Annotated in this window: 19 protein-coding genes and 1 pseudogene; 12 read left to right on the top strand and 8 right to left on the bottom strand. The window is 45.0% G+C overall.

Annotated features, from left to right (window positions below; genetic code table 11):
• Positions 1-323 precede the first annotated feature (323 nt).
• A complete protein-coding gene (malT, locus tag R8O11_RS03065) occupies positions 324-3,032 on the bottom strand; it encodes an HTH-type transcriptional regulator MalT (RefSeq protein WP_005374834.1) in 2,709 nt (902 codons plus the stop codon).
• 734 nt (positions 3,033-3,766) lie between these two features.
• On the opposite strand from malT, the gene R8O11_RS03060 reads away from it, so the two are divergent.
• From R8O11_RS03060 to R8O11_RS03040, 5 genes are all read left to right on the top strand, one after another.
• Positions 3,767-6,220, top strand: coding sequence for a glycogen/starch/alpha-glucan phosphorylase (locus tag R8O11_RS03060; RefSeq protein WP_318193903.1), 2,454 nt, complete (start codon positions 3,767-3,769; stop codon positions 6,218-6,220).
• A gap of 117 nt (positions 6,221-6,337) precedes the next feature.
• Entirely contained in the window at positions 6,338-8,518 is a 2,181-nt protein-coding gene (gene malQ, locus R8O11_RS03055; protein ID WP_005374838.1) for a 4-alpha-glucanotransferase, read from the top strand.
• Positions 8,519-8,801: 283 nt separating this feature from the next.
• Positions 8,802-10,994 (top strand): 1,4-alpha-glucan branching protein GlgB, encoded by a 2,193-nt coding sequence (gene glgB, locus R8O11_RS03050; RefSeq protein WP_249371685.1) that lies wholly within the window; start codon positions 8,802-8,804, stop codon positions 10,992-10,994.
• A gap of 136 nt (positions 10,995-11,130) precedes the next feature.
• Positions 11,131-11,805 carry a monofunctional biosynthetic peptidoglycan transglycosylase gene (mtgA, locus tag R8O11_RS03045; RefSeq protein ID WP_053349995.1) on the top strand — a complete coding sequence of 225 codons (675 nt, stop codon included), beginning with the start codon at positions 11,131-11,133 and terminating at the stop codon, positions 11,803-11,805.
• Between the two features lie 180 nt (positions 11,806-11,985).
• The gene (locus tag R8O11_RS03040; protein ID WP_262639556.1) at positions 11,986-14,046 is read left to right on the top strand and encodes an alpha-amylase; all 2,061 of its coding nucleotides are present in this window, start codon (positions 11,986-11,988) and stop codon (positions 14,044-14,046) included.
• Positions 14,047-14,113: 67 nt separating this feature from the next.
• Here the strand turns inward: R8O11_RS03040 and R8O11_RS03035 are convergent, their stop codons facing one another.
• Both R8O11_RS03035 and R8O11_RS03030 read right to left on the bottom strand, forming a co-directional pair.
• Positions 14,114-14,830, bottom strand: a complete 717-nt coding sequence (locus R8O11_RS03035; protein ID WP_318193902.1) for a DsbA family protein — start codon at positions 14,828-14,830, stop codon at positions 14,114-14,116.
• A gap of 96 nt (positions 14,831-14,926) precedes the next feature.
• Complete coding sequence (locus R8O11_RS03030; protein ID WP_049872671.1) at positions 14,927-15,214, bottom strand: hypothetical protein; 288 nt, start codon at positions 15,212-15,214, stop codon at positions 14,927-14,929.
• 448 nt (positions 15,215-15,662) lie between these two features.
• On the opposite strand from R8O11_RS03030, the gene R8O11_RS03025 reads away from it, so the two are divergent.
• From R8O11_RS03025 to R8O11_RS03005, 5 genes are all read left to right on the top strand, one after another.
• A complete protein-coding gene (locus R8O11_RS03025; protein WP_318193901.1) occupies positions 15,663-16,400 on the top strand; it encodes a nucleoside recognition domain-containing protein in 738 nt (245 codons plus the stop codon).
• Positions 16,400-16,867: a YjiG family protein gene (locus tag R8O11_RS03020; RefSeq protein WP_005374849.1), complete on the top strand. Its 468-nt coding sequence runs from the start codon at positions 16,400-16,402 to the stop codon at positions 16,865-16,867. Before R8O11_RS03025 ends, R8O11_RS03020 begins: the two co-directional genes overlap by 1 nt.
• 9 nt (positions 16,868-16,876) lie before the next feature.
• Entirely contained in the window at positions 16,877-18,001 is a 1,125-nt protein-coding gene (locus R8O11_RS03015) for a M20 family metallopeptidase (RefSeq protein ID WP_064376876.1), read from the top strand.
• A gap of 206 nt (positions 18,002-18,207) precedes the next feature.
• Positions 18,208-18,582, top strand: a complete 375-nt coding sequence (locus R8O11_RS03010) for a YkvA family protein (protein WP_033906664.1) — start codon at positions 18,208-18,210, stop codon at positions 18,580-18,582.
• 170 nt (positions 18,583-18,752) lie between these two features.
• Positions 18,753-19,196 (top strand): DUF6795 domain-containing protein, encoded by a 444-nt coding sequence (locus R8O11_RS03005; protein ID WP_033906665.1) that lies wholly within the window; start codon positions 18,753-18,755, stop codon positions 19,194-19,196.
• A gap of 133 nt (positions 19,197-19,329) precedes the next feature.
• Here the strand turns inward: R8O11_RS03005 and R8O11_RS03000 are convergent, their stop codons facing one another.
• From R8O11_RS03000 to R8O11_RS02985, 4 genes are all read right to left on the bottom strand, one after another.
• Positions 19,330-19,794, bottom strand: coding sequence for a DUF6795 domain-containing protein (locus R8O11_RS03000; protein ID WP_033906666.1), 465 nt, complete (start codon positions 19,792-19,794; stop codon positions 19,330-19,332).
• 402 nt (positions 19,795-20,196) lie between these two features.
• Positions 20,197-21,501, bottom strand: a complete 1,305-nt coding sequence (locus R8O11_RS02995) for a dicarboxylate/amino acid:cation symporter (RefSeq protein WP_025768631.1) — start codon at positions 21,499-21,501, stop codon at positions 20,197-20,199.
• A gap of 388 nt (positions 21,502-21,889) precedes the next feature.
• Positions 21,890-23,155 carry a DUF1835 domain-containing protein gene (locus tag R8O11_RS02990; protein WP_318193900.1) on the bottom strand — a complete coding sequence of 422 codons (1,266 nt, stop codon included), beginning with the start codon at positions 23,153-23,155 and terminating at the stop codon, positions 21,890-21,892.
• 280 nt (positions 23,156-23,435) lie between these two features.
• A complete protein-coding gene (locus tag R8O11_RS02985) occupies positions 23,436-24,326 on the bottom strand; it encodes a LysR family transcriptional regulator (protein WP_318193899.1) in 891 nt (296 codons plus the stop codon).
• Positions 24,327-24,435: 109 nt separating this feature from the next.
• On the opposite strand from R8O11_RS02985, the gene R8O11_RS02980 reads away from it, so the two are divergent.
• Both R8O11_RS02980 and R8O11_RS02975 read left to right on the top strand, forming a co-directional pair.
• A complete protein-coding gene (locus R8O11_RS02980) occupies positions 24,436-24,744 on the top strand; it encodes a monooxygenase (protein ID WP_203345566.1) in 309 nt (102 codons plus the stop codon).
• 7 nt (positions 24,745-24,751) lie between these two features.
• Positions 24,752-25,123, top strand: coding sequence for a hypothetical protein (locus R8O11_RS02975; protein WP_017634450.1), 372 nt, complete (start codon positions 24,752-24,754; stop codon positions 25,121-25,123).
• 65 nt (positions 25,124-25,188) lie between these two features.
• Here R8O11_RS02975 and R8O11_RS02970 read toward each other — a convergent pair.
• A pseudogene (locus tag R8O11_RS02970) lies at positions 25,189-26,157 on the bottom strand (polysaccharide biosynthesis tyrosine autokinase); the annotation flags it as partial.
• Between the last annotated feature and the right edge of the window lie 77 nt (positions 26,158-26,234).

Below are 26,234 nucleotides of genomic sequence, written 5' to 3'. Positions count from 1 at the left end.
TTTGCGCGTGAATAAATCCAGCTTATATGAGATCTTGTGCCCAAAAATAAGTCTTTGCATTTTGGCATGATTAATGCATAATACTGCTCGACCCTTCTTAAGCCGAGGGTCACCTAGCCAACTGACGTTGTTAGTGAATACAATTTGTTCACACTAAATATAAGCCAATCGCGATTATTGCGGTTGGCTATTTTTTTATATGAACAACGTTACTTACGTGCTTTGCAAATTGCACTTCTCTTCCTGTCAGTCATAAAAAAGGGCTGACGTGTTACGCCAACCCTTGTGTTTTACTTTACGTTTTAACCCGTTTATCTAGCAGTTCAGTACCCCATTAACTGTAGCAAATTTTCAGCTGTCACAATGGCTTCTTTACGATTAGCAATATTAAGCTTTTGGTACAGGTTGCGAATGTGGGTTTTAATTGTCGTACCTGCCACATCCAGCTCTTGTGCGATTTGCTCGTTACTAAAGCCTGAATAAATCAGTCCCAGAACCTGCCATTCGCGTTGTGTTAATGGGCTGGTACGTACTAGCTCTGGCACATTAGGGTGATTCACCAACTTTTCAATAAAGTCTTCATCAAAGTGAATCGACCGGCTACGTTGATTCGATGAAATGTCCTTCATTAACTGTTGAGCACGGTGACGCTCAAGATCGCCCAGTTCATGGCGGAGGCTCAACTTCTCCAGCAGACCGCCAATGGTTGCACCATCAATCAGGAAGTTTCCGACCATGCCAGTTTGGTTCGTCATTACTAATGCTTCTTTTAACAGAGCCTTGGCTTGCTCCTCATCTTTTTGGCGAGCAGAAAGGACCGCTTCAACCACTAAGTTGCGATTAGTATCTGTGATTAGGTTAGTGCGACGAGCTTCACCTTGGAGGAAATCTAACGCAGCACGAGCGTCGGTATATTGGCCTAAGTTAATGTGGGCGCGGGCAATGTTACGCCATTGCAATTGAGAAAAGTGGTTGCATGCCGATTCAGGACGAACCGCAGTGTTGAGCCATTCTTGCATTGCATCGGTATTCCCGCGCGCTTGCCAAAATAGAATCAACGATAGTGAAGCGTTTGCAGTCCAATCTACATGGTAAGTCGACTGTTTCATCAAGTGTTGGATGTGCTCAATGAATTTACCGGCTTTGTCTAATTCACCGCGTCCAATCGCAATACGCGCCAACATCGAATAGCTATGTAAGTGCTTGCTTGGTGAATGGTTTTCGAGAATTTGCAGACCTTTGTACGCGCATTCTTCCGCTTCATCAAGTCGGTTCCAGCACCAAAGTACTTGCGCGCGAATACGCAGCAAAAATTCATGAAGAGGAACATGCTGAAGCTGCTGATCTTCAATCAGACGGAATGCGGAATCTTGTAGTTCAAAGGCAGCTTGCACGTAACCTTGTGCAATTAAAATCTCGCTTTGCTGCAATATTGCCCATAACGCTTGGTGATATACCTGATACTGACGAGCTAGCTTTTCAGTTTGTTGCATCATCGGCAAAGCACGGTCTAGTTTACCTAGCACGTGGTTAACTTCACCAACAACCGAAGTCGCCACAATTCGGCTACGGTAAATTGTGTTATCAAGTTGGCTAAGCGCTAACTCCGCTAATTCGAGAGCTTTTTCTGGTTGGTTACTGTTGATAGCCACTTGAGCAAGCAACGCGTTTGCTTGACCTTGATAATGAATATCTAACGCAATGTTACGCTTTTTGTGTTCCTCTTCCGCTTCTTCAAGCAGGTGGCCCACTTGGTTATAACGATGCTGACTTTGAGCCAACCATGCTCGGAGCATCGTAAGTTTTGGGTGGCTGAACAACAGATCATCGTCCAACTTGTTAATTGAGCTTTCCAGTGTGCTGAGTTCGCCTTGGTTAAACATCTTCCAGCCGAATTCGTTTAGGATCTCTACCACTAAGTCCTTATCATTCGATTTTTGTGCATGATGAATCGCTTGGTGTGGTGCTTTTTGTTGTAACCAAGCGATAGCAGCATTGCGGTGGAGATCTTTTTCTTGCTGAGGAATACGAGCTTGGCGCTCATGAGACAAAAACTCGCCAAATAAGTTATGGAATCGGAACCAGTTCTGTTCCCCTTCGAGTGGGTAAATGAATAAGCCGTAACGGTTAAGCGATTCAATCATTCCCAGTGCATCTTCGCGTTGGGTAAGGGCAAACACTAGCTCATCATTGAAGTGGTCAAGCACGGATACTTGCATTAAAAAGTGACGAGTTTCGTGATCGAGTAGGTCAAACACTTCTTCGACCAAGTAATCCCACAAGTGCGCGTGATTGAACTGCGATACCGACTCTACAGTTTGTGCCAATGTGCGGTTTTGATGTTGGGCTTGTAATGCGATCAACTGCATCGCCGATGGCCAACCTTCAACATAGGTTCTTAGGCTGTTCGCCATGTCTTCATCAATACCATCGGCGATACGCTGGTTAAAGAAGCGAGTGGTTTCTTCGGTATCAAACGCCAACATCTCGTTGCCGATTTCGATCATTAAATCACGAACACGTAAGTTTGCAGTGCCCAGAGGCGGCGCTGCACGACTGGTTACCACAACGGTGAGGTTGTCTGGCATGTGCTTTAAGAAGAAACGCATGGATTCATGGATTTCATCATTCGTGATTAAATGGTAGTCATCAAGCACCACGTAGCATTCTTGATGAAAGTCAGCCATTTCAGCGAATACTTCGCTAAATAGGGAGCGTAAAGACGAGATCTGACGTTTTTCCGCCAGTTTTTGTGCGTTAGCGCAACTGAAGTTGGTGGCTTTGTTTAATGCTTGAAGCAGATAGTTTACAAAGCGAAAGCCGTCGTTATCGCTGTCATCAATGCTGTACCAACCGACGTTTGGCTTATCGGATAGCCACTGCGCTGCCATTGTTGTTTTTCCGTAACCTGCTGGGGATCGGAATAAAACCAATTTGTAGTAAGGCGCTTGCTGTAGTAAGTCCAACACTCGTGGGCGCACGATGGCATTGTGCAGGCGTCCTGGTCGAGTAAGCTTAGATGGAATCCACATTAGTAGTTATGTCCTTATTTATGTATACCCAAATGACAGCAACGTGATCATTCTAGTAAAGCCCCCTTGAAAGCCGTCTTACTGAATGATGTCATCAGCATCAAAAACACTGTTTGAATACCGGATAATGTCGCTACTATTGGGGCTTGCGTCCGTCTGAAAAACCATTCCATACGGTCACTTAGATATAAAAGCTAGCGAAAACTAGAAATAACTCACATCGCCTAATTCTAGCTTGTATAAAAAGCGTACAATCCTGTGAGCTGAGAGGGATGTTACGACATCAGAAATGTTCGTTACTTTGATCCACTTCCTAATTCTCAAGGGTTGATGGATTTACCATCAACTACGCCCTTTATTTGTGATTGTCGTCACTTAAATGTCGTTTGTTTCGTTAGCGTTAAGATCGCGTTGCACATAGATTACGAAAAGTTCTTCTACGCTGACCGAGTTAATGTGACCGATATTACAATTTTCACATCATCAGATGAGTGGACTATAAAAAGCGTCATGAACGGGTTTTAACCTTTCTCACATTCCATTGTGATCAAAATCACTAAGAACTGGTGCAAAGTTCACTTTGTTGAGATTTGGATCACTAACCTAGCAATGGTACCCCCTCTACGCCCTCAGCCCTCCTCCTTCAAAGGATGAGAATTAGGAGGATGTTTATTCACAGAGGTAAATGCACGATGTATGGCAGATGAATTACCAAAAGACGTGAGAATTTCGTAATGAAACCTACTCAACAAAAACAATTTGACAAGAAGTCGTTCCAAGAAAGCGTAAAGAAACACTTATCTGTAACTTACGCTCATACGATTGAAAACGCAGACAGCCGCGCATGGTACCTAGCAATGGGGCATGCTCTGGCTGAATTTACTACTCTAGATTTGCTTGCGACAGAAGAAGATCCACGCATTAAAAGTGCGAAGAGCGTTAACTACCTTTCGCTAGAATTCCTTATCGGTCGTTTGACGGGTAACAACCTAATCAGCATGGGTCTGTATGGACAAGTAACAGAAGCAATGGCTGAACTGGGTTACAACCTAACTGATCTGCTAGAAGAAGAGCGCGACCCATCATTGGGTAACGGTGGCCTTGGTCGTCTGGCTGCGTGTTTCATGGATTCATGTGCGGCACAAGAATTCCCAACTGTCGGCTATGGTTTACATTACGAATACGGTCTATTTAAACAGTCATTCAAAGATGGTCGCCAGCAAGAAGCACCTGACGCTTGGCGCGGTGTAGAAGGCTACCCTTGGGAAATTGCGCGTCCAGAACTTGCGCAAGAGATCGGTTTCTACGGTCACGTTGAAGTGATTAACGAGAACGGTAAAGAAGTTCGCAAATGGGTACCAGGCATGACAGTAAGAGCAATGCCTTGGGATCTTCCAATTGTGGGTTACGAATCAGACACGGTTTACCCGCTACGTCTTTGGGAATGTCAGGCGATTGCACCATTCTCACTAGCAAGCTTTAACAATGGTGATTACTTCGAAGCTCAGCACGCACTGATCGACGCAGGTAACATCACTAAAGTGCTTTACCCGAACGACAACCACGAGAAAGGTAAAACACTGCGTCTAATGCAGCAGTACTTCCACTCAGCAGCGTCTGTACGTGACATCCTACGTCGCCACGAAGCTGCGGGCTACTCGCTAGCGGATCTACCTAAGCAAGAGACTATCCAGCTTAACGATACACACCCAACGATTGCGATTCCTGAACTAATGCGCATCCTGATGGATGAAAAAGGTTTAACTTGGGAAGCGGCTTGGGAAATCAGCTCTAAGACATTTGCGTACACCAACCACACGCTACTTCCAGAAGCACTAGAGACATGGCCAGAGTCGCTAATCCAGCACCTGCTACCACGTCACATGGAGATCATTTACGAGATCAACCACCGCTTCCTACAAGACGTACGTGCAATGTGGCCGGGTGATGTCGCGAAGCAACAGAAGCTTTCTATCATCGAAGAAGGTTTCCACCGCATGGTTCGCATGGCAAACCTATGTGTAATCGGCTCTTACGCAGTAAACGGTGTAGCAGCACTTCACTCTGAATTGGTTAAGAAAGACCTATTCCCAGAGTTCCACGAAATGTACCCGACACGTCTACACAACGTAACGAACGGTATTACGCCACGTCGCTGGTTGAAGTTCTGTAACCCAGGTCTGTCTCAGCTTATCACTGAGAAAGTCGGCCCAGAATGGCCAGCGAAACTAGAGCAACTTGAAGGTATTGCGAAGTACGCTACTGACGCGACATTCCAAAAAGAATTCATGGCAGTGAAGAAAGAGAACAAAGAACGCCTAGCAACTTGGGTGAAAGAGAACATGGGTATCGAGCTCGATACTAATGCAATCTTCGATGTTCAAATCAAGCGTCTGCACGAGTACAAACGTCAGCATCTAGACTTGCTACACGTACTGTCTCTGTACCATCGCATTATTAACGAACCAGGCTTCGAATGTGTGCCTCGCGTTGTGTTCTTCGCTGCGAAAGCAGCACCGGGTTACCACCTAGCGAAAGAAATCATCTTCGCAATCAACAAGATTGCAGACAAGGTGAACAACGACCCTCGCATCGGTAACAAGCTGAAAGTGGTATTCATCCCTGACTACCGCGTGAGCATGGCTGAAATCATTATCCCTGCGGCTGACGTTTCTCAACAAATCTCGCTAGCGGGTAAAGAAGCATCAGGTACAGGTAACATGAAGATGGCGCTAAACGGTGCGCTAACTATCGGTACAATGGATGGTGCAAACGTTGAGATTCGTGAGGAAGTAGGCGATGAGAACATCTACATCTTCGGTCTAGATGTTGAAGGTGTGAAAGCGCTGAAAGCTCAAGGTTACAACCCATTTGATTACTACAATGCGGATCACTTACTCAAAGCGTCAATGGACTTGCTATTGGGTGAAGAGTTCACACCAGGCCAACCAGGCTTACTGCGTGCCACATACGACAGCCTACTAGACGGTGGTGACCCATACTTATGTCTCGCGGATTTCGCCTCTTACGTGAAAGCACACGAAGACATGAGCGAACAATATAAAGATCAAGCTGGCTGGGCGAAGAAGGCCATTCTTAATACCGCCCTTGTTGGCAAGTTCACGTCAGACCGCTCAATCCGCGACTACGTGAACAATATCTGGAAACTTGAAGCGGTGAAACGCTAATAGAACCTAGTTAAGACCAAGGTAGCCAAGCGCTACCTTTGGTCATTTTCCAAAAGAAGTTATTGATAACAATAAAACCCTACATGGAAGGTGTTGGTATTACCTTCGGAGAAAGCGATGAAAGAACAAACAGCATTAAAGAAAGTCGCGGAAATGGCGAGATTGGCTGATAGCTATGTCAGTGCTTGGGGAGATGAGGCTAAAGTGTCTGAGGAGACGCTACGCCGCTTGCTCGCTTCGCTTGGCTACGATACTAGCAGTGATGAAAAACTACTGGCTTCTGCTGAAAAGAAACATAAAAAAGACGTACTAGCCCCTGTTCTTGTTTTACGCGACGGCGAACCAGTCGAAGTGGAACTAAACCTAGGTACGAGTGCTCGTGAGAGTGAATTCAGCTGGCGTTTAGAAACAGAACAAGGAGAGGTACTTGAAGGCTATCTTCAGTCCCAAATCGTTCGTGATGAGCGTGCTGAGGGTGGCCCTCTAGTGTTTGCATTGCCAAAGAACTTGGCTTGGGGTTATCACAAACTGATCATCAGTCGTAAGCGTCGTAAAACACCTTACGAGATGTCATTGATCATTACGCCGAAAGCGTGTTTCAAACAAGACGATCTAAACCAACACAAAAAGCTATGGGGTCCTAGTATCCAGCTTTACACACTGCGTACTCAGCATAACTGGGGCATCGGTGATTTTGGTGACCTAAAACAACTGGTGAGTGATATTGCCTCTCGTGGCGGTGACTTCATTGGCTTGAACCCTATTCACTCGCTGTTCCCTGCGAATCCAGAAGGGGCAAGCCCATACAGCCCGTCTTCTCGTCGTTGGTTGAACATCATGTACATCGACGTAAGCTCTGTACCTGAGTTCGCGCTAAGTGCAGAAGCACAACAACGTGTCGGTAGTGCAGAGTTCCAACAACGTTTACAAAAAGCGCGAGACTCTCATTGGGTGAATTACACCGAAGTTTCGCAACTAAAAATGAGCGTTCTTCCGTTGCTATTCAGTGAGTTTAAAGCTCGCCATTTAGACAAGAACACTGATCGCGCTCGTGCCTTCTTGGACTTTGTTGAAAAAGGCGGCGACAGCTTGCTACACCAAGCTGCATTCGATGCACTTCATGCTGATTTACATGCAGAAGATGCAAACATGTGGGGCTGGCCAGTATTCCCTGAGAAATACCGCACATTCGACGCAGCTGGTACTCAGAAGTACATTAAGGACAACCAAGATCGTGTTCACTTGTACATGTACCTGCAATGGATCGCAGACGATCAAATCAAAGAAGCGCAAGCGCTAGCCGAAGAAAAAGGCATGGCTGTGGGTTTGTACCGCGACCTTGCGGTTGGTGTTGCAGATTCAGGCAGCGAAACATGGGCTGACGAAGGCGCGCTAGTATTGGATGCAAGCATCGGTGCGCCACCAGATGTACTTGGTCCACTAGGCCAAAACTGGGGTCTGCCTCCGCTTAACCCTCAGGTTTTAGAAGCGACTGGCTACGACGCTTACATCAAATTGCTACGTGCTAATATGAAGCATTGTGGTGCATTGCGTATCGACCACGTACTTGGCCTGCTTCGCCTTTGGTGGATTCCAAAAGGCGAGAAAGCGACAGAAGGTGCATACCTGTACTACCCAGTGGAAGACATGCTAGCAATCCTAGCGTTGGAATCTCACCGTCATCAGTGTTCTGTAATCGGTGAAGACTTGGGTACTGTACCTGATGAAATCGTTGATATCCTTCGTGATGCGGGTGTGCATTCGTACAAAGTCTTCTTCTTCGAAACATCAAAAGACGACGGTGGCTTTATTTCTCCGAAGCACTACGCTGAGCAGTCTATGGCTGCACTGTGTACGCACGATATGCCAACACTACGCGGTTTCTGGCACTGTGATGACTTGAAGATGGGGCGTGAGATTGGTCTGTACCCTGATGAACAGCAGTTGGAAGGCCTATTCGCTGATCGCTTGAAGTGCAAACAAGGCATTCTAGACAGCGTTCGCTGGCATGGCTATTTGCCAGAAGGCATTGGTCATGATGCTCAGTATGTGCCAATGGATTCATACCTAAGCGAAGCGCTGCAACTGCACGTAGCCGCGGGTGACTCTGCACTGCTTAGTGTTCAGCTTGAAGACTGGCTAGAAATGGATCAACCGGTCAATATTCCTGGTACGGTGGATGAGTATCCAAACTGGCGTCGTAAATTGTCGATGAACCTAGATGAAATCTTCAGCCGTGAAGATGTGAATCGTATTTCTAAACGCCTTACTGAAGTTCGTGCACAGGCGAGTAAGTAAGATGCCTAGAGTGGTGTAGATGGACGAGCTGATTACCAATTTTGTTAGCTCAGAGGTACGAAAGTTCCGTCTAGGTCACTCATTCCTAAAACACAATCCGTTAGGATGAAGTACCGTTATTATGCCCGCGACAATAGCGGGCATTTTTGTATTTTGACGCCGTTTACGCAACGAACGTGAGAAGCGGAGTCTTTTTGTGAGTTCACAACGTTGGCTGTGGAGAAACCGATGTTTGATTCAGATCTCTGGTCTTGAAAAGGATGTTGGCTCTAGGGAGAAAGATTTGAAAACCACCAAAACCAAGAAAATAAAGAAACAACACGAACGCGCATACGAACTGCTTGCTGAGGCGGCTTACTCAGATCCATTTGCGGCGCTGGGTCCATTCATTGACGACGAAGCTTCGCTGAGAGTTTGGATGCCGGGCGCAAACAAGGTTGAACTGCTTGTTAATGGTGAGCCTCGCGTGGCGCTTGAGCGTGATGGCGACAGCGGCTTCATCTTAAAAGAGCAACGCGATTTACACCTGACTCACTACCGTTTGGCAGTTGATTGGAATGGTGTTGAACAAATTATTGATGATCCGTATCAGTACCACAATATTTACCAAGAATACGAGCATCTGCATACGCCAAAAGATATGTATCACTACATGGGCGCGCACTTTGTCACGCTAGAACGTGGCGGTGAAAACATCTCTGGTGTGCGTTTCCTTGTTTATGCACCACATGCATCTGCTGTTAGCCTTGTGGGTTGCTTCAACCAATGGGATGGCCGTCGTCATCCAATGCAACGCCTAGACTACGGTATCTGGGGCCTATTCATTCCTGGCTTAGAAGAAGGCGTTCAGTACAAATTTGAGCTCAAAGGGCCAAATGGGGAAGGGCTGCCACACAAACAAGACCCTTGGGGTTTCTACTCTGAGCAATACCCATCGTTCGCATCCATTACTTACGATCACAAGCGTTACCAATGGCAAGATGCGAAATGGCAAAATCGCGCAGTGACACAAAAGCGTGATGAAGCGTTATCGTTTTACGAGCTGCATGCTGGATCATGGAAGCGCGACGAGAAAGGTGATTTCCTGAACTACCGCGAACTCGCGGAGCAGTTGGTGCCATACCTTGTGGATATGGGCTACACCCACGTTGAACTGATGCCTGTGTCTGAGCATCCATTCTATGGTTCATGGGGCTATCAACCTGTTGGCTTGTTTGCACCAACTAGCCGCTTTGGCTCCCCTGATGATTTCAAATTCTTCGTGGATGCGTGTCACCAAGCTGGTATCGGTGTGGTGCTGGATTGGGTTCCGGCGCATTTCCCATCGGATGACCACGGTTTAGCAAACTTTGACGGCACACCGCTGTTCCACGACCCGGACCCACGTCGCGGTTGGCACCAAGACTGGAACTCCTACATTTACGATTTAGGCCGTGAGCATGTGCGTCGCTTCCTTGTCTCGAATGCGCTGTACTGGTTTGAACAATTCCATATTGATGGTATTCGCGTGGACGCCGTCGCGTCGATGCTCTATCTCGATTATTCACGTAGCCACGATCAGTGGGTCCCGAACGTTGACGGTGGCAACGAAAACTACGACGCAATCGCAACCTTAAAATGGATGAACGAAGAAGTGTACAAGCACTTCCCGAATGCGATGACGATTGCGGAGGAGTCAACGGCGTTTCCGGGTGTGTCTGCGCCAACCTTTATGGGTGGTTTAGGCTTTGGCTTCAAGTGGAATATGGGGTGGATGCACGACAGTCTTTCATACATCAAAGAAGATCCTGTTCACCGCAAATACCACCACAATACCATCACATTCCCGCTAGTTTATGCGCACAGCGAGAACTACGTCTTGTCTCTCTCTCACGACGAGGTGGTGTACGGCAAAGGCTCTATTCACAACAAGATGCCAGGCGATGAATGGCAGCAAACCGCAAACCTACGAGCATACTACGGTTATATGTATGGTCAACCGGGCAAAAAGCTGAACTTTATGGGCGCGGAAATTGGCCAAACGGCGGAGTGGAACCACGATGATCAGTTGCAATGGTTCTTACTGGAATATGAGCGTCATCAAGGTGTCCAAAAGCTGATGCGAGATTTGAACCACTTGTACCGAAATGAAGCGGCGATGCACGATCAAGATTGTGTTCCTGCTGGTTTTGAGTGGCGTCTACAAGACGAAGCGGATGCGAGCATCCTAGCGCACGAGCGTATTAGTAAAGAAGGTGAGCGTATTCTCATCATCACCAACTTTACGCCCGTACCACACGAGCGTTTCCGTTTAGGTGTTCCAAATGCAGGTCAATACGAACTGCTGCTGAACACGGACGACAGCAAATACGGCGGAAGCGATTTTAAAGTGCTGACCAGTGTGAAAACGGAACAAGTCGAAAGTGAATCACTGCCTCAATCACTTGAGCTTCGTTTGCCTCCACTTTCAACCGTGTTCTACAAGCTGCACAAATAATTTAGTCTAATCAAATTCTAAGCCCGTTTTACATTGTAAATCGGGCTTTTTTTAACCAAGTTTTCACTAACGATAAACAGACTGCATACTCTATACTTGCATCATATTGTTTTATGAAATCAGGCTAGGTCGGACTTTGAGAAAGATTAAATCCCTTCTGTTCAATATCTTATTGGTGCTTTTGCTTTTACCAGTGATGCTCGTTGGCATAGTGAAATACATCGATCCACCAATTTGGGGATGGAAGATCAGCCGCATAATTTCTCCTCCTGAAGGATTTCCTGAAGAGAGTCAAAATGAATGGGTGCCTTTGAGTGATATTTCTAAACACATTCAACTGGCCGTGATTGCGACAGAAGATCAAAAGTTCCCGACCCATTACGGAGTGGATTTTGATTCCTTGTTTAAAGTGATCTCAGAGTCTGGCGAGAACGGTCCCTCTCGCGGTGCGAGCACGATTACTCAGCAAACTGCAAAGAACGTGTTTCTGTTTCCTTCACACTCTTATGTGCGCAAAGCGTATGAACTTTATTTTGCTCTGCTGATGGAAGCAATGTGGAGTAAAGAACGCATTCTCGAAGTGTATTTGAATGTGGTGGAGTTTGGGCCGGGTATTTATGGGGCGGAAGCCGCTGCACAAAACTACTTTGGTATTCCAGCTAAACAACTTTCAACACGCCAAGCAGCAAGGCTTGCGGTGGTGCTGCCAAATCCGTATCGCATCAAAGTCTACCCTCAGACTTCTTACACCATCAGCCGCGTCAATTGGGCGATGAGACAAATGCGCAACCTAGGCAGCGTGCAGCTTTAAACTCCCTTTTATCCTGCTCGTAAATAGAACTACGCCCCAATAAAAGCAAAATGTGAAGCGTCACAAGCTTTAGGGCGTAGCCTTTCAGAATGATGTGCTCAGTTTTTCATCCATTTACTATTAGTGTGAATAAAACTACAACACGAATACTGCGCCTATGCGCAACCAATGGACTGAACGATGAAACTGAATCTGATTACGACGACCTTATTGCTTGCATCGGCAAGTGCCATCGCCGAGCCAAACATCACCATTTCAACCACGACCAACAGCCGTGACTTTCCTTTAAGTGCAGAGCAACCTTTGGTTGTGCCCTTAACCAAAGACGGATACACGCTCAAAATCACGGGTGTTGAAGGCGACTGTGTCGCGCCTGATGGTCAGAAGGTCAAATTCAACAAACCTATCGCGCTGAACTGCGGAAAACCAACAGAACTGCCGTTAAAAATCCGTTTTACTGGCGATTACTCTTTTGCTTTTGATGCGGAAGCCAAAACTCTACGCTTCAAGCGTGAACCTAAGAAAGCTGCCAAGACAGAATTCAAACGCCCAATCCCACAAGTGCAATGTGAGGTTTACCAAGGCGGCGAAGTCACCATCGCGCTGGGTGACAGTTTCCCCGATGGCACCAAGTTGCGTGATGCCTATTCTGGTCAAATGGTCGAAGTAAAAGATCAGCAAGTATCGCTGACACCAAGCAAAGATTCCGGCGGTTTGGTGCTACTAGAGCCAGTGAAGAAAACCAAAGAAGCAGTACCGTTTGATTACCGTAATGCCAACATTTACTTCGTGATGGTTGACCGTTTCAACAACGCCGATACCAGCAATGACAACAGCTATGGGCGTAAGAAAGACGGCAAAGAAGAGATCGGCACCTTCCACGGCGGTGACCTAAAAGGCGTGATCGAAAAGCTAGATTACATCAATAGCCTAGGTACCGATGCGATTTGGTTATCGCCAATCGTTGAGCAAGTACACGGTTTTGTGGGTGGCGGCGATAGCGGCTCATTCCCATTCTACGCTTACCACGGTTACTGGACGCGTGATTTCACCAAGATTGATGAGAACTTCGGTAACGAAGATGACCTGAAAAAGCTGGTGGAAGAGGCACACAAACGTGGCCTTAAAGTCTTGATGGACGCAGTAATCAACCACACCGGTTACTCAACGTTAGCCGATTTGCAATTTGACGGTATTGAGGTGTTAAAACCAAACGCTGATTTACCGAATAAGTGGGGTGACTGGCAACCAAAAGCGGGTGAAAATTGGCATAGCTATCACCAGAATATTGATTACCAGAGTCCAAACTGGTCGAAATGGTGGGGCGGTGACTGGGTAAGAACAGGTCTACCGGGATACCCAGCTCCGGGCAGCAGTGATATCACTATGTCATTGGCGGGTTTACCTGACTTTATCACCGAATCAGACAAAGCCGTGAAGCCCGCGCAGTGGCTATTGGATAACCCTGGTACTCGCGTAGAGGCGCGCGACAATTACACCGTCTCGGACTACCTAATTGAGTGGCAAACTGATTGGGTGAAACGCTTTGGCATTGATGGTTACCGTGTCGATACGGTGAAGCACGTTGAAGGCGATGTGTGGAAACGCTTGAAAGAAGAGGCTTCAAGCAGTCTTGAGCAGTGGCGCAAAGAGAATGGTAAGTCAGGTCAGCCATTCTGGATGATGGGTGAAGTATGGGGACATACCGCATATCGCAGTCCTTACTTTGACGATGGCTTTGATGCGTTGATTAACTTCGACATGCAGAAGAAGTTAGACAAAGGCGCGGCGTGTTTCAGCCAAATGGCAGACACCTACCAAAGTTACGCAGATACTATCGCCAATGAAAAAGACTTCAACCCAGTGAGCTACATGTCTTCTCACGATACCGAGCTGTTCTTCTCTCGCTTCAAAGATTACGGCATGCAGCGTAACGCCGCGAATGCACTGCTTCTGAGCCCTGGTGCTGTTCAGGTTTACTATGGTGATGAAGTTGGTCGTAACATTGGTCCTTACGCGGACGATTTCCACCAAGGCACTCGTTCTGACATGGTATGGAAGCTATCTGATGAGAAGCAAGCGCTGCTCAAACACTGGCAAACTCTTGGTCAGTTCCGTAAAGCGCACCCAGCGATTGGTGCGGGTCAGCATCAAGTAATTGAACAAGAAGGCGCGTACGTGTTCTCTCGCTCGCTTGGCAATGACAAAGTCGTTGTGGCGTTTGTAGGACGTGATAAGTAACTAAACGCTCTTTATGTCGATAAATAAAAAGCCCTTCCTTGAGTTATCAGGGAAGGGCTTTGTTGTTTTAGTTCGCCAGTTCTTGGTCGATGACTTTTTCTAGCTCGTCAAACGGCACATAGCCAGGAATGACTTGATCATTAATGATCAACGCAGGCGTGCCGCGTAAACCAAGTTGCGTGAAATACTGATAGTTTTTATCAAGCAACGCCTTGGTCTCTTTGTCGTCGACAAGCTGCGCTTCTGTCCCCGTTTTTTTCGCGATTTGATTTAAGGAACGTGCGTCATGTGCGCCCGGTTTTTTCACCAATAACTCATGCACTTGTTCGTACTTATCTCGCTGGTTTTGCCAAACATTTAATGCGTAACTTGCCGAGTTGTAGCCGTTTTTCTCGTATTGTTCTTTAAAAGAGATATTGAGGTTAAGCACTTTTACCTGCGGATATTCCTTACCAACTTTGACCAGCTCTCCTTCTAAACGTTTACAAAAAGGGCAGCTGTAGTCTGTTACGTTAATAATGGTTAACTCAGGGTTTTCAGCACCAAAAGAGGAATGTTTGCCATCACTTAGATATTGACGAACCTCCTTCAAGGTGTCGCCAAATGACTGTTGATACGCAATGTACTCTTGAAGGTTTTGGTGCAATGAATCAAGAATTTGAGGGTTATCTTTTAGTATCTGATTAACTTCCTCTAGCTTTTGTTCTGCGGTCTTTTCTGATGCGAAAGATACGGCAGATACGATAGCCATCGTTAACGCCAAAAGTGTACGAGTGAATGTCATAATATTTCCTAAAACTTTTAAATTTCGTTGTTTGTTATGTGAAGTGAATAAAATATGTACAAAAGTCAGGCAGAAAGGTCTCTCGCCTTGCTGGCTTTATTCTCTAAACACGCAAAGTTTTAGGTGAACCCGATACTTTTCCGGTATCGGTTCTGTGTATTCCAGATAACGAATTGCTGTGGTTGTCATCGGCAGCGCCACAATCAAAGCAAACAGAAAAAATGGAATAAGAATATGATCAAACTGATGTTGGTACGCTTGAACCAGCTTTTCTGAAAGGTCGCAAGATGGTGATAAATTCACACTCTCATCTTGCTGACTCTGTATTTGGTGAGCCTTCGGGCAGCTTTTCGAGAAACCAGAATTTTGGCTTAAGCATATCATCACCACCCAAAGCACGAGGGCGAGTGTCCATTTGGCTATTTTATATTGTGAGCGTAACAATGGGTCGTATAGTCCTGTTAATTCTGGTTTATGCCGTTTACATATGACCGGGCCATCCTAACCTAAATTTCGTGGCTGAATGTTACTTTCGAGTTAATCGATATTGCCTCAATGCCAAAGTATGAAGTACGTCATGAATGTTGTAGAAAGCAATATTCGTCAGAATCATTTGTTGAGTTGATGAAGAAGTCGTGAGCTATCGACATAGATTAATATACCTAATTGTTAGCACAAATTTTTATTATCTTTCAATTGTGATTGGAATCATAAAACAAAACTTCATAACTGAGTCGCGATAATGTTCGGCAGGCGGATTGATTTTGATCATCTCTCTAGCACACTATTCAGGTGAACATATGTGTTAAGTTCCACATGTGTAGGTAATGTTATGAAAATTCCTGTTCAAACTGAGCGTAAAGTTACACTGGGGTGCTACGTTGCTCTGGCGTTTGCGGTTGTGTTCTTTTCTGGCCTGATGCAATCTAGCGAATGGTACGGTGTATTCGATTTTACAACGCTCAATGGCTCTTTCGGCAAGGTGGCGTATGGTGTCACCGAAACGGCTGACGGTGTGCAAGTTGCAACAACGTCGCTTCGCGGTACTGGTGGTAGCGGTGCTCGCGACGGTTTCATTTTCGCTCTTACTTTGATTCCAACTGTTATGTTCGCCTTAGGTATGATCAACGTACTTGAGCACTACGGTGCACTTGAAGCAGCTCGTAAGCTTCTTACTCCTCTTCTGCGTCCTCTAATGGGCATCCCTGGTAACTCTGGTCTGGCTTTAATTGCTTCTCTACAAAGTACCGATGCAGGTGCGGCAATGACGCGTCAGCTAAAAGATGAAGGTCACCTAACTAAGCGTGAAACGGACGTATTTACCATGTTCCAGTTCACTGCAGGTGCAACCATCGTGAACTTCTTCTCATCGGGTGCTGTGCTGTTCACACTGACGATAGCTGACGGCTCTCTAGCAGTAACGTCTTCTATTGGTTTAGCAGTTGTGGTGATGTTCGCATTTAAGATCATCGGCGCGAACCTGTTCCGTATCTACCTGAACATGACGGAAGGTAAAGAAGACAAGCAAGACCAAAACAAATCAGAGAACCTAAAAGAGGAGACGGCATAATGGGTGACGTTAAAGCGAAAAAACCAATGGTGACGGATATCTTCGTCGAGGGTGCTAAGAAAGGCTGGGTAATTGCGACTACCTCTACAGTGCCTAACGTATTGATGGCGTTCGTTATCATCAAAGCGCTTCAAATCACTGGCGCGTTGGATCTGATGGGCACGGTGTTTTCTCCAATCATGGCAGTGTTTGGTCTTCCGGGTGAAGCAGCAGCGGTATTGATCGGTGCTTGGATGTCGATGGGCGGTGCGGTTGGCGTAGTGATTACGCTGTTTGACCAAGGTATCCTGAACGGTACGCACATTGCGATTCTTGCGCCTGCTATCTACCTAATGGGCTCTCAAGTTCAGTACATGGGTCGTATCATGGGTCCAATTGGTACTGAAGGTCGTTACATCCCAGTTATGATTGCAATCTCAGTATTGAACGCGTTTGGCGCAATGCTGGTGATGAATCTGTTTGTCTAGGAGTGAGTCATGCAATTCTCTCTAAATGAATATCTAGAAGAGCTACGTCCGCTGATTAATGTGGATTGTGGCACTTACACGACTGATGGTATCGAGTTTATCGCTTCTCAATTTGAAGAGAAGTACCAAGCGATGTCAGGTTGGAGCGTAAAACGCATCGACTGTGGCAGAGCGGGCATCGGTCTTGAAGTTCGAAACAAGCCGGAAGCTGAGCAAATCGACGTAATGCTGATTGGTCACATGGATACCGTGTTCCCTGTGGGTACTGCTGAGCTTCGTCCAATGTCTCAAGATGCAGAGAAAGCCTACGGTCCGGGCGTCTCGGACATGAAATCTGGCTTGCTGAACATCGTATACGCGATGCGCAATCTAGACCAAGCGGTGTTGGATAAGTTGTCTATCGCTATCTGCATGAACCCAGATGAAGAGACGGGCTCTCTGGACTCTGTGGATTGGATTCAATCAGTTGCGAAAAACGCTAAGAATGTGCTGGTTGCAGAAGCAGCACGTGCAGACGGTGGTTTAGTGAAAGCGCGCAAAGGCATGGCTCGCTACAAAATGACCTTTAATGGCGTTGCTGCTCACGCAGGTAACGAGCCAGAAAACGGCCGCAGCGCAATCACTGAGATGGCGAATTGGATTCTGGCTGTCAATGCAATGACCAACTTTGAATCTGGTACTACGCTGAACGTCGGCATTGTTTCTGGCGGCAACGGTGCGAACATCGTCCCTGAGCACGCGGAAGCGATCGTGGATGTGCGTTTCTGGAGCAACGAAGAATACGATGATGTCGATAGCAAGCTAAATGGCATGCTGGAAACACCATTCGTTGGTGGCGTGAGAATTGAGTTGGTTCGTGAAGCTTATAAGCCTTCTATGGTGCCAAGCCCACAAACAGAAAGCCTGATGATGCTAGTTGAAGAAGCCGCAAGTGAACTGGCGATCGACATCAACTGGAAAGAAGTAGGTGGTGGCTCTGATGCAAACAACACGGCGATTCTTGGTGTTCCAACTTTGGATGGTCTAGGACCTATCGGTGCGGGCTTCCACAGCGATCAAGAGTACTTGTTGCTTGAGTCTATTGAACCACGTATCAAAATGTTGATACGTGTACTGGAGAAGATTGTTCAATAAGGCATTCTGCTTCTAAAGCTTGGCTCCCAAAGCTGTTGGTTTCAAAACCATTTGGTTTCCAAAGCAATAATCCCTGGACTTCGGTTTGGGGATTTTTTTATCTAGCCATTTTGTTTCCTTTCTTCATTATCATTACGCGCTATTAATCCTACGTTCAGGTTCATCGCCTTAATATCTATGCCACAGTCATAAATTTAGGAGGCACGATGACCACAAGCATGTCTGTAAATTCGGCGTCCGATGACGTCTTAGACCAAACGATGCAAGCACCAGATGAGAAAACCTTCTGGCGTAAAATGAAAGCGTCGGTTAGGAAAGCGGGTGAAGAAATTGCCGTAATGGGCATAAAATCATGGCTCGCGATGACAGATTCTAACACCTCTGTTCGCCATAAGGCGATTTTAGGTGGAGCATTGGCTTACTTCGTATTACCAACCGATATGGTGCCAGACGTACTCGCTGGCGTCGGTTTTACCGATGACATGGCAGCACTTACCTTAGCCGCGAACTCAGTCGGTAATGCCATCACTAAAGAACACGAAGCACAAGCCAGAGAAAAACTGAATTCGATGGTGGAGTAGGTATGGCCCATCAAACATGTTCTATGTTTGGTTTAGCGCAAACAAGAAATTGTTATTTTTAACATTTACTCAAAGCACACGAGCTCGTAACAATACGTTTTTCCGTAGTAGATTTGCTCGATTTGAAAGGGTACTTTCAGATTCAAGTTTTTATCTAAGAGAAACCTTTCATGTACAGGTATACGCCAGATATTATTGGTATGCTAACTTTGAACGTAAAACCGTTGTCATCTCAATTAGTGGTCCTCCGAGTCGGTGTGCGTGGAACCATTCATGAGTTTCAAACTATTACTGATGCTAACGGATCGTTTGCCTTCCCTGCATTTGAAGAGCATGAGTCTCAAGACTTATTGAACTTAGATCAGAAATACGTGCTCGTTTTCCTGAAGACTCATCTAGCAAATGGAGAAGAGGTGACGATATGGGAGTCTTCAATTGATGGTTATGAGACTTATGAGTTTGCTAGAGAAAATATGGGAAATTTGAATTGTGAAGTAACCAATGAAGTTTACTACTTCGCTTTTTCTTATTTTGGAAATGGTGAAGATGATACTTATGTGTACAGTCAGTGCAAACTAACTGGTTATGTAGAATCAGGAGTATACGAAAGTTAAGTAGTGAATTACTTTAGAGAAATATTCTGCGAATTAGCACTTTGATTGATATGTTTAAACTTGATTGAGGCGTGCAGGTATAGCTTTTTCTTTTAAAGAACTTTGAGTTTAATAATCATCACAATCATAAACTCTATGAAAAATGTCTTTTATATAAAAATCCATTTAAATTGCAGTTGCTAATAACCATTAGATCTCCAGCATTTTCTAGATTGATATTCTTGAAAAAGTATCGAAACTCGGTACCTTCAAGCTCACAGTAAAGATTACTTAAGTTGTCCTTTATAAATATAGGTGGTGAAACGTAGTTTAACTGAGACTCCCAAATATATTTCTTTTCTTCATTTATATAGGTATATATTCCGATATATGAATATGTTTGATTCAAAGCTGATTCTTTGAACCTTTGAGCATGTATGACTGGTTTAAAGTGAAATTCACCTAACTCATTAGTACTTGAACTCCTTTTGTAATTATTTTTTAAAAAATTAGCTTCTAAGTAAACCGTTACATTTTCTAGAGGTCTTTGATCAAGAACTAAAGTACCTTTTACCTCTGGGCTTAATGTATATTTAAATTTCTTAAAAAAATCGAACATACTTTCGTTGAAACCTAATGCAAGTATTGGAAATGAGAAAATGAATAAAAAAGACTATTTTTAAACATGAAATTATGATGTATGTATCTTAGTACCAACTTAATTATCAGACTACTATCTATCGCGATTTGGTTTTGAACTTTAATTTGATAATGGAATTTGTATCTCTATATGATGAAAATGTTCCTTATATCATTTTCAAAGTAATAAACATAGGCGAGTTATCTTAACCCTCTAGATGAACTAATATAGAATCGAACTACTTACCGATTAGTAATTGAAACAACCTCGGGGGACGAGAAATTTATCTAAACCTTTTTGACTTCGGGTTAATTGGAAATAAAAAACCACCTTAGAGTAAGGTGGTTTTTGCTTAGACAGGATAATTTAACTTGGAAGGGTTTAAGCTTCCGCGCGTTTCAGGTGCACTTCTTCTTCGGCTACGCCTGCCATTGGGTCGTTGAAGCGAGCTTCATCCAATGCACCCTCTGATTTTGCAACGATGACGGTTACAGCACTGTCACCAGTGATATTTACCGCGGTACGAATCATATCAAGAAGACGGTCAACACCCATGATGAGCGCGATACCTTCAAGCGGCAGACCAACTTGGTTCAATACCATAGCAAGCATGACAAGACCCACACCAGGAACACCTGCGGTACCGATAGACGCCAGAGTTGCCGTCATGATAACCATTAGGTAATCGCCCATAGTTAAATCAATATTGAAAGCTTGAGCAATAAACGCAGTTGCTACGCCCTGCATGATCGCCGTACCGTCCATGTTCACGGTTGCACCAAGTGGTACTGTGAACGATGATACACGGTTCTCAACACCCATGCGGTGCTTTGCTGTTTCCATTGTCACTGGAATCGTCGCGTTTGATGATGCGGTCGAGAAAGCAAACATGATCGCGTCTTCCATCTTACGCAGGAACGTAATTGGATTTAGACCAGTGAAACCTTTTAACATTAAGCTGTAAGTGACTAGGCCGTGCAGGACAAGCGTCCCCGCCAGTACTAAGAAGTACTCTGCCAGATTGACGATTGCGCCCAGACCAAGACCAGTAAATAGCTTCGCCATTAAGAAGAACACACCATAAGGCGCCAAGTTCATCAAAATCGCAACCAGTTTCATGATCACTTCATTCAGATCAGCGAAGAACGCTGCAATACGTTCACCAGGTTTGCCTGCTGCGCTGATCGCGATACCAAATAGTACCGCGAACACAATAACTTGCAGGGTTTTACCTTCAGCCATCGCACTGATAGGGTTGGTTGGGAACATATCGATGATCACCTGACCCAAAGATGGTGCTTCTGCTGATTTGAATGAACTTGCTGCGGTTAGGTCAGCGCCAGCACCTGGCTGGAACAGAGTACCCATAGTTAGAGCAAGCGTAATCGCGATAGCCGTTGTTGTAACGTAGAAAGCGAGGGTTTTACCGCCCATGCGACCCAGTGTAGAAAGGTCTTTGAGAGAGCTAGTACCACAAACTAACGAAACAAATACTAGCGGTACAACAAGCATTTTTAAGCTGGCAACGAAGATCTGTCCACCAACTTCGAATAATCCATTAACAATGTATGCGTCGACAAATCCGTTGTCGGCAAAAAGTGTGCGAATTGCAAATCCTGTCAAGATACCCGCAACCATACCTAAAATTACGCGGCTGGTAAGCGACATCGGTTTCTTGGTATTCATGAGAACACTCCTTATAGTTATGCACCTTGAGTTCACTTCAAAGCGGCGAGCAGATTAGCAGCGGAGTGAGAAAATACGAAAGAATAATCCTCTAAATGGTTAATAGATGTGAACTTTATCACTAATAAAATGGGATTTTAACCAAATATTAACGAATTGGCCGGATTAAAAGTTTGTATTTTAACACTTTTATCGAATATACAACCGATAACAAAGAGGATTTACAATAAATTTTAATAAGAGATAGAGTGCATACTCTCTTTGAGTGGATGCATTTCTGCATAACTATTTAAGTTGTATTCAGACTAGCGGTCGCTTCTTTAGCGATACTTTAGTATTGAGTGTTCATCAGAGCCAACGAACCTTTTATGCTTTCATATTTGTCAACTCAATGATGGTTGGCAAGTGTAGTTAGTTGGAGGTGATCCCAGCTCCAATAACTTTGACTGGTATTTTTAATCCCTCCAACCCAATAGCATTGTTTCGCTCGTATTAAACCCTCCAAACACTGCTTGCCAGCCTCAGTGATACGGACGCTTTGTTCCCACCAGTGCCTTTCACGTGACTCAATCGTGATCAAAGGTGTTTGACACTGTGCTAGAGGGAGGAGTAACGCGTAAAACATCACGTCTCCTAGGTAAGGAAGAGGTTCTAGTTGTTGATATTGCTCAAACCAATCTTTGATGGGAATTGAACGATTTTGCGAGTTCAAAACCTTTAGTGCGAGGTGTTGTGTCAAGCTCAATCCAGTTTGTGAATTAGGTAACTCTTGCAAATGGCGTTTAAGCACGTTGAATATATTGGGCAAGCAATCCAGGTTATGCTGCTGAATCAAATTAACTATGGAAATAGGTGTCAGTGATGTAATAGCGTGCCAACACCGTTTAGCCTGACTGAATAATTTTGCTGTCACAGGTTTACGGTATCCCCAACAAGAACGAATAGCTTCTTCAGGCAACTGCCCAAAGCCGATGAATCGTTCAGTGCCCGGGAACTGGTTCAACTCAATGATCTCTATCACTTTATTCTCTACATTCTCTAACTGTGTTAGAGCACGAATTAGCATCAATTGATCATAACTGTCATGTTCGACCCAAAAGACGATTCGTTCAAATACATCACTTTGCAACAGATCGAGGTTTGATTGTTCCAATGTGACTATATCTTGAACCGAGTCTTCACGCTTCATCACGGGCAGCAGAGTCTCTACGACATATTGGGCACGAATGGCAAGGAAGTTCTGCGGTGTTGCTGGTATGGGGCCAATACAAAGCGGATCGATCAGGGCTAAAAATGTCCCTTCAAATCCGCTGGCTTTAAGTTGTTGTTGAATGTCGTGGCCACAACGAACGTGTAGCGTTTTTACTTTTGCATCTAGGGGCGGTTTTTGTTCTTTGATGGCTAGTTTGTGCGCTTCTAGCTCTTCGACATGAGCTTTTAGTTTACTCCAACTGGATAAGCCCAGTTCTCTTGCGAGTGCATGTTGAACGTCAGCCAATTGAATTGTATTGGGAGCCAAAGATTCTGGTTTGGAGTGAAATCGCTTAACTAACTCCAACGTGGCGTCATCGTATAGGCGGATAGCTTTGAGCCTTTTTTTAGCAATGGATTTTTGCTGATTGATATTGATCGAGAAGCTATTTGTAGAGTTCATATTTCACCTTTCTTATTTCTTCCACACTCGCCTAAATAGAAGCTAAAAAGAAGGTAAAAACAGATTGTGCCTGCTAAACCAAGCAGGTGAGGATATTGCCGTGAACCGAGTTCTTTCCGCGAGTGTTGGGGGCTTTAGGCATGAGCAGAGTGATAGTAGGTGGTCGCTATCCTTCGTGCAACCTTTTGTGAGAGTGTAGCGTCACAAAATGGCCGTTTCTCTATGTTTAGGGAGAATCAATAGGCGATAACACTAGCGATTCAACTCAATACCACTGTTGCTAGACTCGAGTTTCTACACTTTTGAGTAAAATACGATAAAGCGCTTGAGTCGCAGGACCACTTTTGGCTCCTTTGGGCAAAGTGAGGTGCAGCGCAACTTGATATTGATGGGAGTGTTCGAGCTCCAATACTTTAATTTTATCGCTCTTTCGGGCTGAGACTAAGTGCGCTGGTAGCCGACAAAACCCAACGCCTTGCTCTACGGCGTGAAAAGCGTGGTCGAAGTTATCGACGGTAATACGCTGACGTGCGCGTAACCAACCCACATCTCTTTTCGTTTTGTCTGAATCACCTAAGTCACGGATGACAATTTGGCTGGTGGTTGCAAAATCGTCGATGGAAACATGCGGCTTTTTAGCGAGTGGATGGTGTGCTGCGATTACAGGCAGCATGGTTGTTACGCCAAATGCTTCGGCAGGGTAGTTGGTTATCGGTAAGTTGATGATTGCGATGTCAGCGAGCTCATTTACGACCATTTCGGTTGTTTTGCTCAGTGACGTTTCAACCACTTGAACGGAGGTCGTGTTGTTGTCCTCCAAAAATTGACTGAGTGGTGCATAAAGCCAACAAGGGTCACAAAGATGATCTACTGCGACCGTGATTTGAGATTCCACCTCACTTTTTAACTGCTCGCTGATGACTTCTAGTTCCCGCGCTTGTTCAAGCATGGATTGTGCACGACGCAGTATGGTTTTGCCGTGCTCTGTCAAACCCGCTTTGCGCCCTCGTACTTCGATAAGTTGAATACCAAGTTGGTCTTCTAACTTCCTCACCGAGTAGATCAATGTGGTATGGCTCTTGTTGAGCAGTAAAGCTGCGGATTGAATGCTGCCTTCTTGATTAATCGCTTGTAGAGTTTGCCATTGTTCTAAGGTCGTTTTTAGTCTCATGAGTCAATTTTTTAGACAGTTAATGGCGAAATTATGAACTTTTCTGTCAGTTTTATAAAGGTAATAATCTTGTCATCGAAAACGAGTCAATAAGAAGAGGAGACTCAAGATGGAGAAATTATTGCAAGTTGATTTTGAATTTCATGGTCCGTTTGGTGACGAGATGTCGAATGCTCTGGTCGACTTAGCTAAGTCGATTAACCAAGAGCCGGGCATGATTTGGAAAATCTGGACGGAAAGCGAAAAAGACAAACTCGGTGGTGGTATCTATCTTTTTGAAGATGAAGCCACGGCGCAAGCTTATCTCGAAATGCATGCCGCACGCTTACGAAAAATGGGCGTAGTCGAAGTACGAGGTCAAATTTTCGATATCAATGTGCCGTTAACGACGCTCAATCAAGGGCCTATTAGAGGATAAGGAGATGATGACCAACCGCACTTTTCTAACCGTTCATGGTGTCGTATATACGGTATTCGCTTTTGCGTTGTTTTTTGTACCAACCATAATGTGGCCGATGTATGGAGTACAAATTAACGACCAGTACGCGCTGTTTTTATCGCAGCATACTTCGATCTTTTTAGGTGGAATCGCTGCGGTGAGTTTGATGTTACGTAATGTGGAATCAGGGCATACTGCGAAACAGCTGTTTAAAGCATTATTGATTACTAATGGCTTAGGGGCAGTAATTACTACCTATGCCGGCATTATCGGAGTATTTGTCGGTTTTGGTTGGAGTGACCCAATATTCTTTGTCTTGCTTAGTTTGATTACGTACAAGCAATTAAGAGTGCAATAGAAAAAGCCCTGCTGTTTCTAGCAGGGCTTTGTCATATTTGGTTTAATTAGCGATCTAAATTCAACTTATGATTCGCTTTTGTACGCGTAGTTATAGTAGCCGTATCCATAGCCGTATGAGTTAGATGCCTTTTTCTCAACTGCATTGAGAATCACACCTTTAACTTCAACGCCTGATTGCTCGAAGCGACCTTGCGCGACTTCAATCTCCTTCAAAGTCGTTTGATCAAAACGAGCGACCATCAGAGTTGTTCCTGCAAGCGCGCCAACAATGCTTGGGTCGGTAACTGCGAGTACAGGCGGTGTATCGATGATGATTAGATCGTATTCTTTTGATACTTGTTCTACAAATTCAACAAATCGTGGATGCATCAAAAGCTCTGATGGATTTGGTGGTACTTGACCACGAGTAACCACATCCAAGTTTTCAACTTGACTTGGCTTGATTGCGGTTGCTCGATCAATTTTTCCACTTAGTAAGTCAGATAACCCTTGCTCTGCTGTGAGGCCAAAACATTGCTGTAAATAACCTTTTCGCATGTCAGCATCCACCAAAAGGACTTTTTGACCCGTTTTAGCCGCAACTGCAGCAAAGTTAGTTGATACAAACGTCTTACCTATGGAAGGCGCTGGGCCTGAAATCATTAAGACATTGTTTTTGGCTTCCAACATTGCGAAGTGTAAGCTGGTTCGAAGTCCACGTAGTGCTTCAATTGATAGATCTGCTGGATTGGCATTTGCTAAAAGAAGTAAGTCTTTGTTGTTTTTACGTTTTAGCTTGTTCGCAACTTCCAATTGTTGTGCTGATTTTGGAACACTTGCATATACAGATATTCCAGTTTGCTCAATTTCATCAGGAGAAGTCACTCCACGATGAAACGCGGTTTTTACCAGAACAAATGCGACAGCTACCATGCCTCCTAGAAGAGTAGCCAAAACCACAATCAAAGGTTTTTTCGGTTTAATAGGAACGGCGTAAGATTGTGCATTGTCAATAATACGCACATTACCCACGGTGCCAGCTTTTATGATATTGGCTATGTTCCCTTTAATTGTTGCTGAAGACTTAACATCCTGTTTTCATTAAGTTCTTCAGTAACTTCCATGTAACG

Source organism: Vibrio sp. 1288 (assembly GCF_033344475.1).
The sequence above is the reverse complement of the archived record's forward strand: the minus strand, read 5'-3'. Positions and strand labels throughout refer to the sequence as shown.

What these genes read in the sequence shown, in the direction of transcription:
- R8O11_RS03025 (WP_318193901.1), top strand. Translation starts at nt 15,663, where the DNA reads ATGAAAATTCCTGTTCAAACTGAGCGTAAAGTTACACTGGGGTGCTAC.
- R8O11_RS02975 (WP_017634450.1), top strand. Translation starts at nt 24,752, where the DNA reads ATGACCAACCGCACTTTTCTAACCGTTCATGGTGTCGTATATACGGTA.
- R8O11_RS03030 (WP_049872671.1), bottom strand. Translation starts at nt 15,214, where the DNA reads ATGATATGCTTAAGCCAAAATTCTGGTTTCTCGAAAAGCTGCCCGAAG.
- R8O11_RS02990 (WP_318193900.1), bottom strand. Translation starts at nt 23,155, where the DNA reads ATGAACTCTACAAATAGCTTCTCGATCAATATCAATCAGCAAAAATCC.
- R8O11_RS03015 (WP_064376876.1), top strand. Translation starts at nt 16,877, where the DNA reads ATGCAATTCTCTCTAAATGAATATCTAGAAGAGCTACGTCCGCTGATT.
- R8O11_RS03040 (WP_262639556.1), top strand. Translation starts at nt 11,986, where the DNA reads ATGAAACTGAATCTGATTACGACGACCTTATTGCTTGCATCGGCAAGT.
- R8O11_RS03005 (WP_033906665.1), top strand. Translation starts at nt 18,753, where the DNA reads ATGTACAGGTATACGCCAGATATTATTGGTATGCTAACTTTGAACGTA.
- R8O11_RS03060 (WP_318193903.1), top strand. Translation starts at nt 3,767, where the DNA reads ATGAAACCTACTCAACAAAAACAATTTGACAAGAAGTCGTTCCAAGAA.
- R8O11_RS03035 (WP_318193902.1), bottom strand. Translation starts at nt 14,830, where the DNA reads ATGACATTCACTCGTACACTTTTGGCGTTAACGATGGCTATCGTATCT.
- R8O11_RS02980 (WP_203345566.1), top strand. Translation starts at nt 24,436, where the DNA reads ATGGAGAAATTATTGCAAGTTGATTTTGAATTTCATGGTCCGTTTGGT.
- R8O11_RS03020 (WP_005374849.1), top strand. Translation starts at nt 16,400, where the DNA reads ATGGGTGACGTTAAAGCGAAAAAACCAATGGTGACGGATATCTTCGTC.
- malQ (WP_005374838.1), top strand. Translation starts at nt 6,338, where the DNA reads ATGAAAGAACAAACAGCATTAAAGAAAGTCGCGGAAATGGCGAGATTG.
- R8O11_RS02985 (WP_318193899.1), bottom strand. Translation starts at nt 24,326, where the DNA reads ATGAGACTAAAAACGACCTTAGAACAATGGCAAACTCTACAAGCGATT.
- R8O11_RS03000 (WP_033906666.1), bottom strand. Translation starts at nt 19,794, where the DNA reads ATGTTCGATTTTTTTAAGAAATTTAAATATACATTAAGCCCAGAGGTA.
- R8O11_RS02995 (WP_025768631.1), bottom strand. Translation starts at nt 21,501, where the DNA reads ATGAATACCAAGAAACCGATGTCGCTTACCAGCCGCGTAATTTTAGGT.
- R8O11_RS03010 (WP_033906664.1), top strand. Translation starts at nt 18,208, where the DNA reads ATGACCACAAGCATGTCTGTAAATTCGGCGTCCGATGACGTCTTAGAC.
- malT (WP_005374834.1), bottom strand. Translation starts at nt 3,032, where the DNA reads ATGTGGATTCCATCTAAGCTTACTCGACCAGGACGCCTGCACAATGCC.